The organism is Mucilaginibacter sp. P1_A3, from assembly GCF_056406855.1.
Window position 1 is genome coordinate 144,335 of sequence record NZ_JBFTZJ010000016.1, and the last position, 14,548, is coordinate 158,882.

The 14,548-nt window shown below is 39.2% G+C and carries 14 protein-coding genes and 1 pseudogene; 6 read left to right on the forward strand and 9 right to left on the reverse strand.

Annotated features, from left to right (window positions below; all coding sequences use genetic code 11):
* Positions 1-2: 2 nt before the first annotated feature.
* The 3 genes from AC1D0K_RS28205 to pdxR form a co-directional block, all read right to left on the reverse strand.
* Entirely contained in the window at positions 3-449 is a 447-nt protein-coding gene (locus tag AC1D0K_RS28205) for a GNAT family N-acetyltransferase (RefSeq protein ID WP_477394078.1), read from the reverse strand.
* Between the two features lie 143 nt (positions 450-592).
* Complete coding sequence (locus tag AC1D0K_RS28210; protein WP_477394080.1) at positions 593-1,027, reverse strand: carboxymuconolactone decarboxylase family protein; 435 nt, start codon at positions 1,025-1,027, stop codon at positions 593-595.
* Positions 1,028-1,118: 91 nt separating this feature from the next.
* Complete coding sequence (gene pdxR / locus AC1D0K_RS28215) at positions 1,119-2,582, reverse strand: MocR-like pyridoxine biosynthesis transcription factor PdxR (RefSeq protein ID WP_477394082.1); 1,464 nt, start codon at positions 2,580-2,582, stop codon at positions 1,119-1,121.
* Positions 2,583-2,660: 78 nt separating this feature from the next.
* Here pdxR and AC1D0K_RS28220 point away from each other — a divergent pair.
* From AC1D0K_RS28220 to AC1D0K_RS28230, 3 genes and pseudogenes are all read left to right on the forward strand, one after another.
* Positions 2,661-2,780, forward strand: a pseudogene (locus AC1D0K_RS28220) (hypothetical protein); the annotation flags it as partial.
* A 41-nt stretch (positions 2,781-2,821) separates the two neighbouring features.
* The gene (locus tag AC1D0K_RS28225; RefSeq protein ID WP_477394084.1) at positions 2,822-3,319 is read left to right on the forward strand and encodes an FMN-dependent NADH-azoreductase; all 498 of its coding nucleotides are present in this window, start codon (positions 2,822-2,824) and stop codon (positions 3,317-3,319) included.
* Positions 3,320-3,499: 180 nt separating this feature from the next.
* Positions 3,500-4,450, forward strand: a complete 951-nt coding sequence (locus AC1D0K_RS28230) for a DMT family transporter (protein WP_477394086.1) — start codon at positions 3,500-3,502, stop codon at positions 4,448-4,450.
* Positions 4,451-4,541: 91 nt separating this feature from the next.
* Here the strand turns inward: AC1D0K_RS28230 and AC1D0K_RS28235 are convergent, their stop codons facing one another.
* The 6 genes from AC1D0K_RS28235 to AC1D0K_RS28260 form a co-directional block, all read right to left on the reverse strand.
* A complete protein-coding gene (locus tag AC1D0K_RS28235) occupies positions 4,542-5,222 on the reverse strand; it encodes a YoaK family protein (protein ID WP_477394088.1) in 681 nt (226 codons plus the stop codon).
* A gap of 4 nt (positions 5,223-5,226) precedes the next feature.
* Entirely contained in the window at positions 5,227-5,700 is a 474-nt protein-coding gene (locus AC1D0K_RS28240) for a Dps family protein (RefSeq protein WP_477394090.1), read from the reverse strand.
* 235 nt (positions 5,701-5,935) lie between these two features.
* A complete protein-coding gene (locus tag AC1D0K_RS28245) occupies positions 5,936-6,169 on the reverse strand; it encodes a DUF2630 family protein (RefSeq protein ID WP_477441664.1) in 234 nt (77 codons plus the stop codon).
* 165 nt (positions 6,170-6,334) lie between these two features.
* A complete protein-coding gene (locus AC1D0K_RS28250; RefSeq protein WP_477394094.1) occupies positions 6,335-6,544 on the reverse strand; it encodes a hypothetical protein in 210 nt (69 codons plus the stop codon).
* A gap of 225 nt (positions 6,545-6,769) precedes the next feature.
* Complete coding sequence (efp, locus tag AC1D0K_RS28255; RefSeq protein ID WP_295721565.1) at positions 6,770-7,330, reverse strand: elongation factor P; 561 nt, start codon at positions 7,328-7,330, stop codon at positions 6,770-6,772.
* Between the two features lie 109 nt (positions 7,331-7,439).
* A complete protein-coding gene (locus tag AC1D0K_RS28260; RefSeq protein ID WP_477394096.1) occupies positions 7,440-8,909 on the reverse strand; it encodes a ligand-binding sensor domain-containing protein in 1,470 nt (489 codons plus the stop codon).
* 554 nt (positions 8,910-9,463) lie between these two features.
* Between AC1D0K_RS28260 and AC1D0K_RS28265 the strand changes: the two genes are divergently transcribed.
* The 3 genes from AC1D0K_RS28265 (at position 9,464) to AC1D0K_RS28275 (ending at position 14,530) form a co-directional block, all read left to right on the forward strand.
* Complete coding sequence (locus AC1D0K_RS28265; RefSeq protein ID WP_477394098.1) at positions 9,464-10,072, forward strand: RNA polymerase sigma factor; 609 nt, start codon at positions 9,464-9,466, stop codon at positions 10,070-10,072.
* 46 nt (positions 10,073-10,118) lie between these two features.
* Positions 10,119-11,063 (forward strand): FecR family protein, encoded by a 945-nt coding sequence (locus tag AC1D0K_RS28270; RefSeq protein WP_477394100.1) that lies wholly within the window; start codon positions 10,119-10,121, stop codon positions 11,061-11,063.
* Between the two features lie 110 nt (positions 11,064-11,173).
* The gene (locus tag AC1D0K_RS28275) at positions 11,174-14,530 is read left to right on the forward strand and encodes a SusC/RagA family TonB-linked outer membrane protein (protein ID WP_477463131.1); all 3,357 of its coding nucleotides are present in this window, start codon (positions 11,174-11,176) and stop codon (positions 14,528-14,530) included.
* Positions 14,531-14,548: the final 18 nt, after the last annotated feature.

Here is a 14,548-nt window from a genome sequence, read left to right on the forward strand (position 1 = left end):
TATTAATGCTGCTTTCTTAAATCACAGGAGAGATGGAGCGCGGCGAGTTGAAATCCATTGTTCAGATACAACTTTTGTGCTGTATTATTATTGAAATTTGTATCAAGCACCACGGCATTTTTATTATTTGATATGGCAATAGCTTTCACATGTTTTAACAGTTGAGAGGCCAGGCCTTTCCCCCTGTAAGATTCCAAAGTGCAGAGATCATCAATATAAATTATATTACCACTGTGCAATGACGTCATGGTGCGGTATCCTGCAAATGCAACAACCTTGTCATTATCCATAATTCCGGCGATGTTGTACTTTTCATGTTGCATCATCTCTGAAATCATGGAAGACCAGTTATTTTTATTCAGATGCGGCCTTAACAAAAATGCGACTTCCCAGCATTGTTCAATTTCAAAATCGGTCTTGATTATTTTAACCTGATATGTATTATCCATAATTGTTTGTTTGCCACAAAATTAGGCCACCAACGTGGATGCTAAATATGCCAAATACAAAATAAAGGGTGGCCCAGCGAACTTAAATATAAAAGCAAAGCCCTCGGTTAGAGGGCTTTCATTATCGATATCCAGCATCAACGTTATGCTGGTATTAGGTTGGTTGTAATGCCAATTCTGTTCCATGCATTAATAGTAATAATTGCTAATATCACTTGTGCCAGGTAAGTTGCCTCCAGTACTTTAGCTGCCTGCTCATAAGTTTCATCTTTTACATGATTGCTAATTAAAGTAACTTCCTCGGTCAGGGCTAATATTGCACGTTCTTCTTCCGAAAAAAACGGAGTGTCGCGCCAGGCGTTGAGCGCATAAATGCGTTGTTCTGTTTCGCCGGCTTTACGGGCATCTTTAGTGTGCATATCAATACAAAAAGCACATCCGTTTATTTGCGAAGATCTGATTTTAATCAGGTCTTTATGTTTTCTTGTCAGTGGTGTGCTTTCAATGAATTTTTCCAGTCCAAGAATTGCTCTGTATCCTGCCGGCTCTGTTTTTTCAATGTTAATTCGTGTTGTCATTGCTTAAAAATTTATTTGTTTGAAACAAAATTAGAGCAATAACAGGGATGTTAAATATGCCAATTATGAGATAAAGGATGGCCCAGCGAACTTAATGCACTGCCTTTTTCAGAATCCCGAGTGCTTCCACTATTTCATTTTCCTCAAGTGAAGCAAAGCCCATCCTCAGCGCATTGGTAACAAAGGATTCGTTCTTATAAAAATTTCCATTGTCGATATAAAGTCCTTTTTTTGATGCGTCTTCAGACATTTTGATCAGATCGATCTTTTTATCAAAAGTAGACCACACCGCAAGTCCTCCCTCCGGGATTCTGAATTGTATCTCATCCTTAAAGTCGGACTTAAGTATCTCACAAAAAAGGTTCCTGCGCTGCTTGTAAATTTTTAATGACTTCCTAAAATGCCTTTCCATCTCTCCATCGTCAAACATCACGGCAAATGCTTCTTCCAAAAGGGTGTCTCCCTGCCTGTCTATCAGCTCTCTTAATGAAGATGCGGCATCAATAAATGCTGATGGTCCTGCCATAAACCCAATGCGTAGGGCAGGGGCAAAAGTTTTCGAAATCGAACCAATATAAATTACATTTTGATTATGATCGATACTTGCCAAAGGCAGGTAGGGCTTGTTATCATAATGAAAATCAAAATCATAATCGTCTTCGATAATGGCAAAACGGTGTTCTTTAGCAAGATTTAATAGTTTTAACCTCCGCTCGGTACTCATGGTTACCGCCGTTGGAAAGTGATGATGCGGTATCACATATACTGCCTTTATTTTCTTATGTTGTAAAATCTCTTCAAGATAATCAACATCCATTCCGTTGTGATCAATCGGAATCCGCAGAAGGTTGGCACCGGCATGTTTGAAAACATCATCTGCAGAAGTATAGTTTGAAATTCCAACGGCTATATTATCTGAAGGTTGGAGCAGCAGTTGCGCCGCTAAGTAGATTCCCATCTGGCTACCCTTTGTAATCAGTATATTTTCAGAAGAAACAATTAAGCCCCTGGTATTGGAAAGGTACTTGCAAATAGCAACGCGAAGATGTTCTGACCCTTTGGAGCTACCATATTTCAAAATGTTTTTTCCATGAAATCTTCTGGAAAGACTTCGATATTCGCGCATGAGCAGATCTACCGGCGCCAGGCGCACATCGGGAAAGCCATCATCAATAGCGAGCGTAGTTTTCTGTAGATTTTTGGTGGGTATGGCATTTGCAAAATTATTTGTCCATATAAAAGGCTCCTGAGCACTGTTGTTTTTGTTAGCTTCAGGTAGTATCCGTTTGGAACGTACCGGTAGCCTGGAAAGTACAAACACGCCCTTGCGCTCTATAGATTCAGCCCAACCCTGGCTAATCAATTCTTCATAAGACAGTTTTACCGTGTTTCTGTTAATACCAATCAAATCTGCCAGTATACGGGAGCTTGGCAATATATCAGATGGCTGTAGCGTACCACTGGTGATTAATGATATAAAACTATTGCACACCTGGATGTATAGTGATACAGCTGCATTTCTATCAATTTGGATTAATGATTTGTAGGGTAACATCTGGGCTGTGGTTTTTATAGAAACTGGTATGCAAATATAATCCAGCATCGCTATACTTTTGTATATAAAATTATCGAAATGAAAAAAGTATTGGTCATTAATTCAAGCGCAAGAGCGCTTAGATCTCATAGCAGAAAACTCACCGAAGTATTTATAGATCACTGGAAAACTATCCATACCGATCCAATTATCAATTTTCGGGAATTGGGAAGTACCGATGTGCCCCACATCAACGAGAATTGGATTGCCGCGGCTTTCAAACCTGCCGCAGCAAGATCAGAAGAAGAAATAGAAGCTTTAAAACAAGCGATACTTATATTTCCGAACTACGGGAAGCTGATGTTATTGTTCTTGCTTCTCCTATGTACAACTGGTCAATTCCCAGTGCGCTTAAGGCCTATATTGATCAGGTTCTCAGGGTTAATGAAACCTGGAAGTTTAACCCAGCCAATATGCAGAACCCGTATATAGGTCTGCTTGAAAATAAAACATTATTTCTTTTACTTTCAAGAGGTGCCCAGGGATATGAAAAAGGAGAATATAACGAGCATATGAACTTCCAGAGCAACTATTTGAAAACCGTATTTAATATTATAGGGATCAGCAATATTCATGTGATCGCCATAAACGGAGAATCATTTGCGCCGGAGGATTTTAAAAAGTCGATAGATACATCGCACCAAAATATCAAAGATTTGATTGAGATGGAATTGGCGCACATTGTGCTGGAAAATTGAACAAAGTCATCATCGTCACAGAAAAGCCCTTTTTTTGCCAACTCCTGCTTTCAATACAAATAAAGAGTTTTCTACAGATACCTTTGAATCGTTGGTCATTTTGGGGGCCGGCTGTATCAAATGAAGCTTTAGCAACAGAAAACTAAATCTGGAATGTTAGGTGACATAAAAAACACATTAATGAAAAACAATGCACTTAAAGGAAGCATTTTGGTTGCGCTGGGAGCGTCGAGCTATGGAATGCTGGCAACCTTTGTAAAAATGGCCTATCATGAAGGATTCAGCACAGCAGAAGTAACGCTTTCGCAGTTCGGTCTGGGATTTGCCGGGCTCTTTATTTTAACCTTGTTCCGTAAACGGGAGGCGGTGCCAGAAGCAAAAGCATCAGGCAATAAAAGCATATTTAAGTTAATAGTTGCGGGAACATCTATGGGGTTAACCAGCGTTTTCTACTATATGGCGGTTCAGTACGTACCGGTAAGTGTTGCAATTGTATTGTTAATGCAAACGGTGTGGATGGGCGTTATCCTGGAGATGATTTTGCATAAAAAGGCGCCGGGATTACGTAAGATAGCGTCAGTTTTTATCATTATAGCCGGAACAATACTGGCCACCAGTTTGCTTAAACAATCCGTTAGTATCAGCTGGGCTGGATTTGGCTGGGGAATAATGGCCGCTCTTTCCTACACAGCAACTATGTACTCATCAAACAACATCGAACTTCATTTTCCTCCGCTAAAAAGAAGCCTTTACATGATCCTGGGCGGATTGATCATTATTGCTTTTATTTTTCATTCATCTTTGAATCAGCAGTTTTCATATGCCATATTTTTGCGCTGGGGTCTTCTGCTTTCATTGTTTGGAACAATCCTTCCGCCCTTGCTGTTTACCAGGGGAATGCCGCTAACAGGCATGGGGCTGGGAGCCATTATTGCAACTGTAGAAATACCGGTATCTGTATTAATGGCAAACATCCTGTTAAAGGAGCCTGTCAGCTTTCTGCAATGGGTGGGTGTTATTCTGATCCTGTTTGCGGTAGTGTTGATGAATATCGGAAAAAAAGAAAAAAAGGAGGAGTTAGTGTTAGTTAACGCAAAAGAAAAATCTGAACTTTTTCTGGTCGATTTGTAATTGAATCGTGACGGCTATTATTCCCGATAACGCAAGAAGGCCTGCATTGAAACAGGCCTTCTTCATGATATTATTTTCAGTATAATTTAAATTACACTGATTGCACAGCGACGGTTTTATTGGTGATCCAATAGCAAATGATCATAGCTATGCCGGGTAAAATAATTACTCCTAAACCGAAGTTTTTGGCCATCAATGCACCAAGGAGACAACCAATCAGGAAGCCCCCAATAGTGATGCTTTGTTTTTTGAGACTTTCCCAGGTTAAAATATCTTTAAACCCAGATGTAATGATGCTGCCCAGATCAAGTGCTGCCTGTGTTACATTACCCGTCATCATGGTGGTAGGGCCGTATGTTTCTTTGGCAAATAGTTTACCAAATGCATTTTGCAGGCCCATTGCAAGTACAACCAGCATCACAACCGAATAGCCCACCCAATCCAGTTTAGGAACGTGAACGAAGGCAATTGCAGCCGCGCCACTTATTAATAATACTATTCCTTCCAGCAATAGGATCTTGTGCCTGTTTAATGCCCGGGATGCTATCTGGCCACCTATTATAACGGCTATGATAAATACAGGGAATGTTAAAAGCTTGATCCATGCCTGCGAATCTGACCCTTTAATGATCTGGTAGGCAAAAACGATAAAGTTTCCGGTTACGTGGGCAGAGAATATGGAATCGGCTGCAACAAATGTAACGGTATCACAATAACCGGCCACTGCTGCAAGTAGCAGGGTAACAAACCATATACTCTTTTGAGTCTCCATAAGGTTATCTTAAATGCGACCTCAGCATCCATGCCATTTTTTCATGGGTTTCCATTAAGCCGGTTACATAATCGCTTGTTCCAAGGTCTTTTAGTTCATTGGCAAAGTAGTTGATGTTTTCACGCAGGTGGATGATCAAACTTTCATGGTCGGTTAAAAGCTCTGTAATAAAACCGGTGCCATCATTTTTTTCGTGCAAAGTTTCCGAAATATGAGTCAGCTCCAAAAAAAGTTTAAGCGTGGCCGGTGCGTAATGACCAAGCGATCTGATCCTTTCTGCAACACCATCCATAATTTCGTCCAGTTGCTCATACTGAGCTTCAAAAAACAGGTGTTTGCTATGAAAATCCGGACCCTCAACATTCCAATGTGCATTTCTTGTTTTTGTATACAATAAGTACTCGTCCGCCAGGATAACGTTTAAGGCATGCGCTACTTTAGCTAAATTGTCCTTAGATATTCCGATTTTTGGTTCCATTTTAATTTTAGTTTTATGTTGATTAATTAAAAAATTCAATAAGTAAATGATAGTATGATTTAACGTGCTGCCGATGCCGCGAAAAGGAGGTTTCTGATGGCTTCATTCACGATATCTAAATTAGAGTTTAAAAAGCAAAACAGAAACACTCTATAGTACCCCAACCACCGAATAATTATTAACAGGCAGGTTGGGCTTCGTATTTGCCTTTAGTGAATAAGTTAGATTGCAGCGCCTAACGCTTGTAATTTTTAATGGTTTCCGCATCCCTTATTTCCGCATCGTCAGGATTATCACCTGCATTGCGCAGTGCACGGCGCTGTCTCAAAAAGTCCCAGCATTGTTCCAGATCGAGCTGTATTTTGTGCAATTGTTTGATGTCTTCGTCCGTCAGGTTTTCTTTCCCGTAAAGTTCTTCTTCGGTTATCGTTAGGTTTTTGATGTGGGATAAAACTTGGTTGTCTTCCATGATATGTTTTTTATGATTAATTGATGTGGCTAAGATTTCAATAAAAGGGCCAATTAGTTAACTGACTGATATTTAGTTTTGTATTTGTGTGTCGTTGCTTTAAGCCCTCACGATATATCATTGATTGGCGAAGGGTTTACTTTTAACGATGGCATTGATGATGCTTTATCTGTAAAATAGGTGCAGCAGATATATGGAATTGATATAAGCTGAAAGCAGCAGCCCGTGAACAGCAACCCATCCTGTTTTTAAAGATTGCTTATTAACAACAGGGAGATTTTCGGTGGTTTCGTCAATTGACGAATATAGGCCTTTGCTCAACGCAAAGCTTTTCAACGAAGCCGGAATTGCTGATATAGGTTTTTGTGTTTCCATCTTTTCTGAGTTTTAATTTGTTCTCTGAATTTGATGACGTGAAATTATAGCGCCTTTATAATAATCATAGCTATAAATCGTCCAATGGGCAAAAAGTGTCGTTAAAGCCCTGTTGAAATTTGGTTGACGGATCGATTAACCGTTGATAGTAACCTTTAAAGAAAGACTTCAATAAAAAAGCGGCTTATATTTCTATAAGCCGCTCGGTATATCGTTTATGTAAACTTATTTAACACGCTCAAGGTATTCACCTGTACGGGTATCTACTTTTACCTTATCGCCCTGGTTCACAAAAAGAGGAACTTTTATTTCAACACCATTTTCTGTAGTAGCATATTTCATAGCGCCAGAAGAGGTGTCGCCTTTAACAGCCGGCTCGGCATAGGTAATTTCTAATTCAACATTGTTAGGTGCCTGGGCCATAATAGGTTCTTCACTTTCAAAAGAAACTATCACGTTCATTCCTTCTTTTAGGAATTTCACCGCCGGACCGAATAGTGCTTTAGGTATATTGAATTGATCATAGGTAACATTATCCATGATCACCATAAAATCGCCTTCTTCATACAGGTATTGGAAATCGTTGGTTTCCACACGGCAAATTTCAACCTGCTCGTCAGTAGCTAAGCGGGCTTCCACAATTTTCCCGGTTTTAATGTTCCGAAATTTATCTAAATAGAAAGCTCCACCTTTACCTGGGGTCCGGTGCAGAACTTCCGTAACTGTTACCAGTTCGCCGTTGTAACGTAAAATGTTTCCTACTTTAATTTCAGATGCCTTTGCCATGGAAATATAATTATAAAAATTTGAGCACAAAGATAGATGCTTTTTGGCTATTTATTGTTTTTAATTATTGGCAGAGTTCCATATCAACTTCAAAATTTAATTAAATTCTCTATTTCTTCCTGATTCTTAGCAGGCCATTGGCTGTAGTTGCATAAATAACGCCTTTTGAATCCTGTACCAATTGGTAAATTGTATGACCTGGTGCCGATGAATTGTTGTTATGATAGTTTTCCCAGCCGGTATTTAAATCAAACCTCACCAGGCCAGACTGATCTGTACCTATCCACAAAACATGTTCAAACTTATCATACAGTAAATTTGTAACATGGTTTGATGGCATGCCCGAGTTTTTATCATTATAATGCAGCCAGGTGCCATCGGCTTTCAGTACAGCTATGCCTTCATTATCATCGTCGTCGGTTGTTTTATTATCATCGATAAGGGAAAAATAAAGATTACCCTTTTCATCTTCTGTTACGCCAGAAATGCATGCGTTTTTTAACGGAGTATCTGATGTGTTAAATGTATTTGGCAAACGGTCATTCTCAATCATGATACTACCTTTTGAAGTACCTATCCATAAACGTTTCCGGCTATCAACATAGGCGTAATAAACATTACTTGAGGGCAGCAGCGGTATGGTTTTTTTATTCAATACCACAACCTTATCTTTCCTTACCACTACCATACCATCTTTGGTGGTAAAAAGAAGTTCGCCGTTGCGGCTTTTTAAAATGTGGGTAACGTTTGATTTTATAAACTTTTTAAAATCATAAACCTGCCAGCCGGCGTCGGTATACTTGTATATCCCATTGGCAATGTAAACCCATTTGTTGTCGTCTTTGTCTACCGTAACATCCTGCACGGCGGTTTCAGAGGTAAACGGCGAGTTATATTCACTAACCGGGTTAAATGTTGTTCCATCAAAGCGGGTTAACCCGTGGGCTGTGGCATACCACAAAACATCGGTGGCATCAATCGCGCAAGATTGACCTATGTTATCCGGCAGTGGCGAATTGTACTTTGTCCACGTTGTAAATTCATAGTTTTTTAAAGATGGATTATCGTAAACGGTACTTTTATTATAGATCACCGGGTCGCCGGGGGGCTTTAACTGGGCAAGGTCCATTCTTAGCATCTGGCTTGATATTCTGCCATTGGCTATCCGGAAAATCACATTCACCGATGCAGAAACACGTTGGCCATTTTCGATAGCTGGCTTCCATATACTACCATTTAGCGCCCTGATCAAATCAGCAGTTAAGGGGCTGTTTGTAACATCAGTATGGCTCAATACGCAGCTAAAACCCGAAGGCTCAACCAAAACCTGGAACGTGATTGAACCGGCGGCATCCTTAAACTGGTATTTGCGGTTTATTCTATCGCATAGTTGATTAAGTGTAAACTGCGAACAGGTTGCTCTCGGACTGCCGCAATCCATACAATAGTTTTCGGCACTGCATAAATCTATTTTTTCCAGAAAAAGATTTTGTGCGGAAAGCGCCGCAGGTAAAAAGAAAATAAAAAGGCATATAAGCGATAGCTTATAAGTTTTGGATGTGAATAACAATGCTAACATTACGTTTATAAAGTAAAGAAAGCAAACTCAAAACACCAAACTTATAATAGTTAAAAATGGTTAAAGTATTAGGCTGTGCCGCAACGCTCATAAAGCAACCCGGCAGAAAATAGATTGATAGTACAGCCGTGTTAAAAAATTATATTGTTTTTTGATATTGATTTTGCATTTTAGCCTTAAGCTTTTCACATATAAAAGCCTTTAAAAAGCAATAAACTTTTTAGCATTTTTTAAATATGTTGTATTTGTAAGTCATTGATTTACTATTGTTTATATATGTATATTGATGCGTTGGATAAGAAGTTTTGTGAAATAGATAATCTTGATTGAACAGTTGCAGCCGATTCATTTATTTTTAATAATTTGCCCGGCAATTATAGCCTTATAAAATAAACCAGTACAGAAAATGAACCCGAAATGAATTGTATCATTTTTGTTAACCTGTGCGGTTTGTTTATAAAAAAAAGTTTTTTTCGGATTTTCTGAAGCATTAATACCTACTTAAATTTACCTTAACATCTATACCGTTACTTTGGCCCTATAAAATAAGTTTTGTGAAGCAATACCCCGATGATCAGCTTTTATTGGAATTACAAAGTGGCGATCACCGCGCATTCAAAGAAATTTATGAACGTTATGCCGATAAATTAATAGCTTTTGCCCTCAAAAAAATTCAAAACGAGGATGAGGCTATGGATATGGTACAGGAACTATTCCTTTCTGTTTGGAAGAACCGCTATACCATACAGGTTAATGGAGCATTGGAGGCCTACCTAATGGTTTCTATTAATTACATGACTTATAAATGGTATAAAAAGCAGAGCTTGCAGCCACAATCTTTAAATGATATTATTGAATTACCCGGGATAGCTGAAGATAGCACGGCGCAAAAACTATCTTTTGCCGAACTGAGTTATTTAATAAACCGTGAAATTGCCGATATGCCCGAAAAGATGAGGCAGGTTTATTTGTGTAGCAGGGAGCGGGACATGAACGGGCAGCAAATTGCAACAGAATTAGGTATTTCTCATCAAACGGTCCGCAACCAGATCAGCAGTGCATTGGGGCGGCTTAAAAAAATAGTACATCATTATTATAACGTTATTCCTCTCGATAACTTCCGCGAATTTTTGCTCCTGATATTTTTTTTTAATTTCTTATAGTACACATCGCCCTTACCTGTCACTTGATAAGTATAAAGGCTTTTAAGTGAAAGAAAAGGAAATAAAACAACTACTTGATAAATTTAATGCAGGCAAATGCTCGGCTGAAGAATTAGCGTTACTACAAACGCTGATGCAGGAGTTTAACCAGGATACAGAAATAGAGACACCTGTAACTGAGTTAAAACAATCCCTTTGGAATAAAATAGAAAAACAAACCATTGCCAAAGGGGCAGTTAAAAAATTAAACACTACCTGGTTAAAAGTTGCGGCGGTTGTATTGATCGCTCTTTTCGCTGGTATTTTGGGCTCCAGGATATTTATTAACCACAAAGCCAATGATGTAATAGCCTACCAGGTAATTACGGCGCCCAAAGGGCAAATGAAACAGGTTTTATTGCCCGATAATACCCTTGTTCAATTAAACGCAGGTAGCTCCATCAGATGCCCGGTTAAATTCAGCGAAACCAGGAGAGATGTAACACTACTAAATGGCGAGGCTTTTTTTGAAGTAAAGCATGATGCCTTAAAACCTTTCCTGGTACATACAGGCAAAGTTATTACCCAGGTTTTGGGTACTTCATTCAATATTGAGTTTTACAGCGAACTACCCGATATAAAGGTATTTGTTAAAAGTGGTAAAGTTGAGGTGCATGATCAGCAGCACACTTTTGGTATGTACACCTCACAGCAACAGGTAACTTATAATAAACAAAATCAAAGCTTTTCAAGACAATTAATTGCCAGCGATCATTCGCTTAGTTGGATGCATGACGAACTTATTTTAGATAACGTAGAATTTAAAGAGGTAGTTGTTTACCTGCAAAACAGGTACAATGTGAATTTTAAATACACCGGCAAAAAGCTAAGCAAGCAACATTATTCGGTAAGGTTTTCAAATAAATTAAGTATAAACCAGGTGCTGGATATACTGCAGCTAATTGATGGCAGAAAATACAGGCTGCAGGGCGATATAGTAAATATAAAATAATATATAAAAGAGAAACCAATGCCTGCTACTAACAAGCACTGGCTAATTAAGTGTAACTGCCAAAAATTAAAAGCAAGTCGGCCGTTACTAATCACTTTAAAAACAAATGTATGGAAAAAACTTTAACCCGGATTTCAAGAAAGTTAATGACCGCAATTTTATTGCTCTTAACAATTTTCACTTCATTGCTGCCAGGGCAAGCCCTGGCCGAGCGTAAAGCATCCCTGGTTGATCAGCCGGTAACCGTAAAGTTTGCCGATGAAACAATGGATGCTTCACTTGAAAAATTAAAAAAGGCATTAGCCACCGTTGCCTTTAATTACAAATTAGATGATGTAACCTTAGTAAAAGTAAAGGCAGGCACATTTATCAATAAGCCATTAAAAGAGGTACTTAATGCTTTAATAGTCAACACCCAATTGGAGTACAGGGAAAAGTATGCTACCATTATTATTTCACGTAAAAAAGTTGTGCGTGCGCCGGATAAGATTGTAATAACCGGTACTGTATCTGATAAAGATGGCCCCCTTGCAGGTGTAGCCATCCGTAGCAAAAATTCACCGGCTTTTACTTCAACTGATATAAATGGTAATTTTAAATTATCGGTTGAGCACAACGAGGTACTGGTGTTTTCTTTTATTGGTTACAAAAGCCAGGAAATTGTTGCCGATCATTCGCCGCTTAATGTAACATTAACTGCCGATGTAACAGGCTTAAACGCGGTAGTGGTTGTGGGTTACGGAACTCAAAAAAAATCAGATGTAACCGGTTCTGTAGGTTCACTAAAAGTATCAAACGTTAAAGATCGTTCTGTTGGCTCGGTAACTGAAATGCTGCAGGGGCAAATTGCAGGTGTTACAGTCATAAACGAAAGCGGCGACCCCACCGCGACGCCAAGCATAAGATTACGCGGACAAAGCTCTTTTAACAGTGAAGGGCCTTTAACCGTAGTTGATGGTACCGTTTATAATGGCGGGCCAATTGATCCTAATGATATTGAGTCGATTGATGTGTTGAAAGATTCATATGCGGCCATTTACGGTGCAAGGGCAGCGGGTGGTGTGGTATTAATTACTACAAAGCGCGGCAAACAAGGCAAAACCAACCTGGATGTTTCTGTTAAAGGAGGTACGCAAAATTCACTAAAAATATTGCAGGCTTTAAATGCGGCAGAGTATGCAGATGCTATCAATACGGCATATGACAATGCCGGTAAAACCCGCCTCCCGGCTTTTGATGCTACGGTTAATCCAGATTCGCGCGTAACAAGAACTAACTGGCCCGAGGCTCTTTTCAGAACAGGTTATGTACAGGATTACAGCCTGAATGTAAGCGGAGGAAATGAAAAATCAACATTTTACGTATCAGGTAGTTATCGTAAAAATGATGCTATCCTGTTAAATACAAATTCGGTTCGTTACAACTTCAGGGTTAATTCTGATCATCAGATAAAAGACTGGTTAAAAATGGGCGAAAGCATGACGTACTCTTACAGTAATGGCCAGGGAGCTAATACGTCAAGCGCTTATACTGGTGCAATTTTAACAGCTATATTTTATCCGCCCAACGCTTCAATTTATAATGCCGACGGAAGTTTTGGCGGTGTACCGGTTGCCTATGCAGGTTCATACGGCGATGTTATAAATCCTGTAGCTTATTTAAAACGTTTGGATAATAGTACGGCCGTAAACAGCTTTACCATCAACCCGTATGTTGAAGTAAGTTTATTTAAAGGGTTAAAATTTCGCTCAAATCTGGGAATTACCAAAAATTTGGGAACTGTTAAAAATTTTAGCACAAGGGTTTTAGAGCCGGGGAAAAAGTTTTTTGATAACTTCCTGTACCAGGAAAGTTATACGGCAACTACCCTCCTTGCCGAGCAAACCTTAACTTATGACAGGACGTTTGGTACAGATCACCACATTTCGGCTTTGGCAGGGTATACTTACCAGGATGATAAGTTTAGCAATTTTGGCGTAAACACTGATAATTACTTAAGTGAGGATGACGCTTATCGTTATCTTATTAACGGAACGTTGAGTCCATCAGGCACTCCATTGATTGGCAACCTAACCGAGTCGGCGCTTATTTCTTACTTAGGTAGGATAGGTTATGATTATAAAGGGAAATATTTTGTTAATGGAATTCTCCGCCGGGATGCTACATCAAAATTAAGCAGAAAATACCGCTCAGAAACTTACCCTGGTGTTTCCGCGGGATGGATAGTTAGTAAAGAATCATTTTTCCCAGTTGATGGATTATTGTCATTTGCCAAATTAAGGGCAAGTTATGGTCAATCAGGTAATCTCGCCGGTTTGCCCGATTTTCCAACATCCGTATCGTTAACCAAAACGTCGGGTTACCTGGGCAGCCCTGCTGCAATTGCTTCCGGTTACGGCATTGATGGTTTAGCCAACCCAAATTTAAAATGGGAAATAGCTACGCAAACAGATATTGGGTTTGATTTAGGTTTGATGAATGATAAGTTGAGCATCACAGGAGATGTGTTTGTAAAAAACAATACGAGATTTTTATTTGCGCCACCGGTAGCAGCCGTATATGGTGTATCAAATCCACCATTTTTAAACGGTGGAAAAATTCAGAATAAAGGGGTTGAGTTAGGTCTTAAATACCAAAACAGCGCCGGGCTGTTCCATTATAACTTAGCGCTAAACGGTTCATACATTAAAAACACCATTATTGATATATTACCTGGCGTACAAACAATACCCGGCAATCCAACAGTGCGGGATAACCTTGTGCCTATTCTTTTACAGAAAGGTTCGCCATTATATTCCTTTTACGGATATCGCACTGCAGGTTTGTTTCAAAGCCAGGATGAGGTTAATAACTATAAAGCAGCCGATGGTACACTTATTCAGCCTAACGCTAAACCAGGCGACATCAAATTTGTGGATTTGAACAACGATGGTAAGCTTAATGTAAACGATAAAACCATACTTGGTACCCCGTTCCCTAAATTTACATATGGGTTTACTGCTAACCTTAACTATGGTCCGTTTGATATGAGCATATTTTTACAAGGTATTTTAGGCAACAAAATTTTTAATGCCGTTAAATACACCGGTTTAAATGCATCTATCCAAAACTATAACCTCCTGGCCGATGCTAAGAACGCCTGGAGCCCAGCACATACCAACACCAATATACCAAGACTTTCTGCAAGCGATAATAACGGAAACTTTGGTAATGTATCTGATTTTTACGTAGAAAATGGCTCTTATATGCGTATCAAAAACGTAACACTTGGTTATACTTTGCCAAAAGCATTCATCACCAAAATTGGAATACGCAGCGCAAGAATTTTTGCCAATGCGCAAAACCTGGCCACGTTTACCAAATACACAGGTCTTGATCCAGAAGTTGGCATCAACCAAAACGGTGTCGATTTAGGTCTTTATCCGCAATCAAGAATCATTTTAGTAGGTGTTAACGTAGGCTTATAAGTAGTAATTCAATCAGAA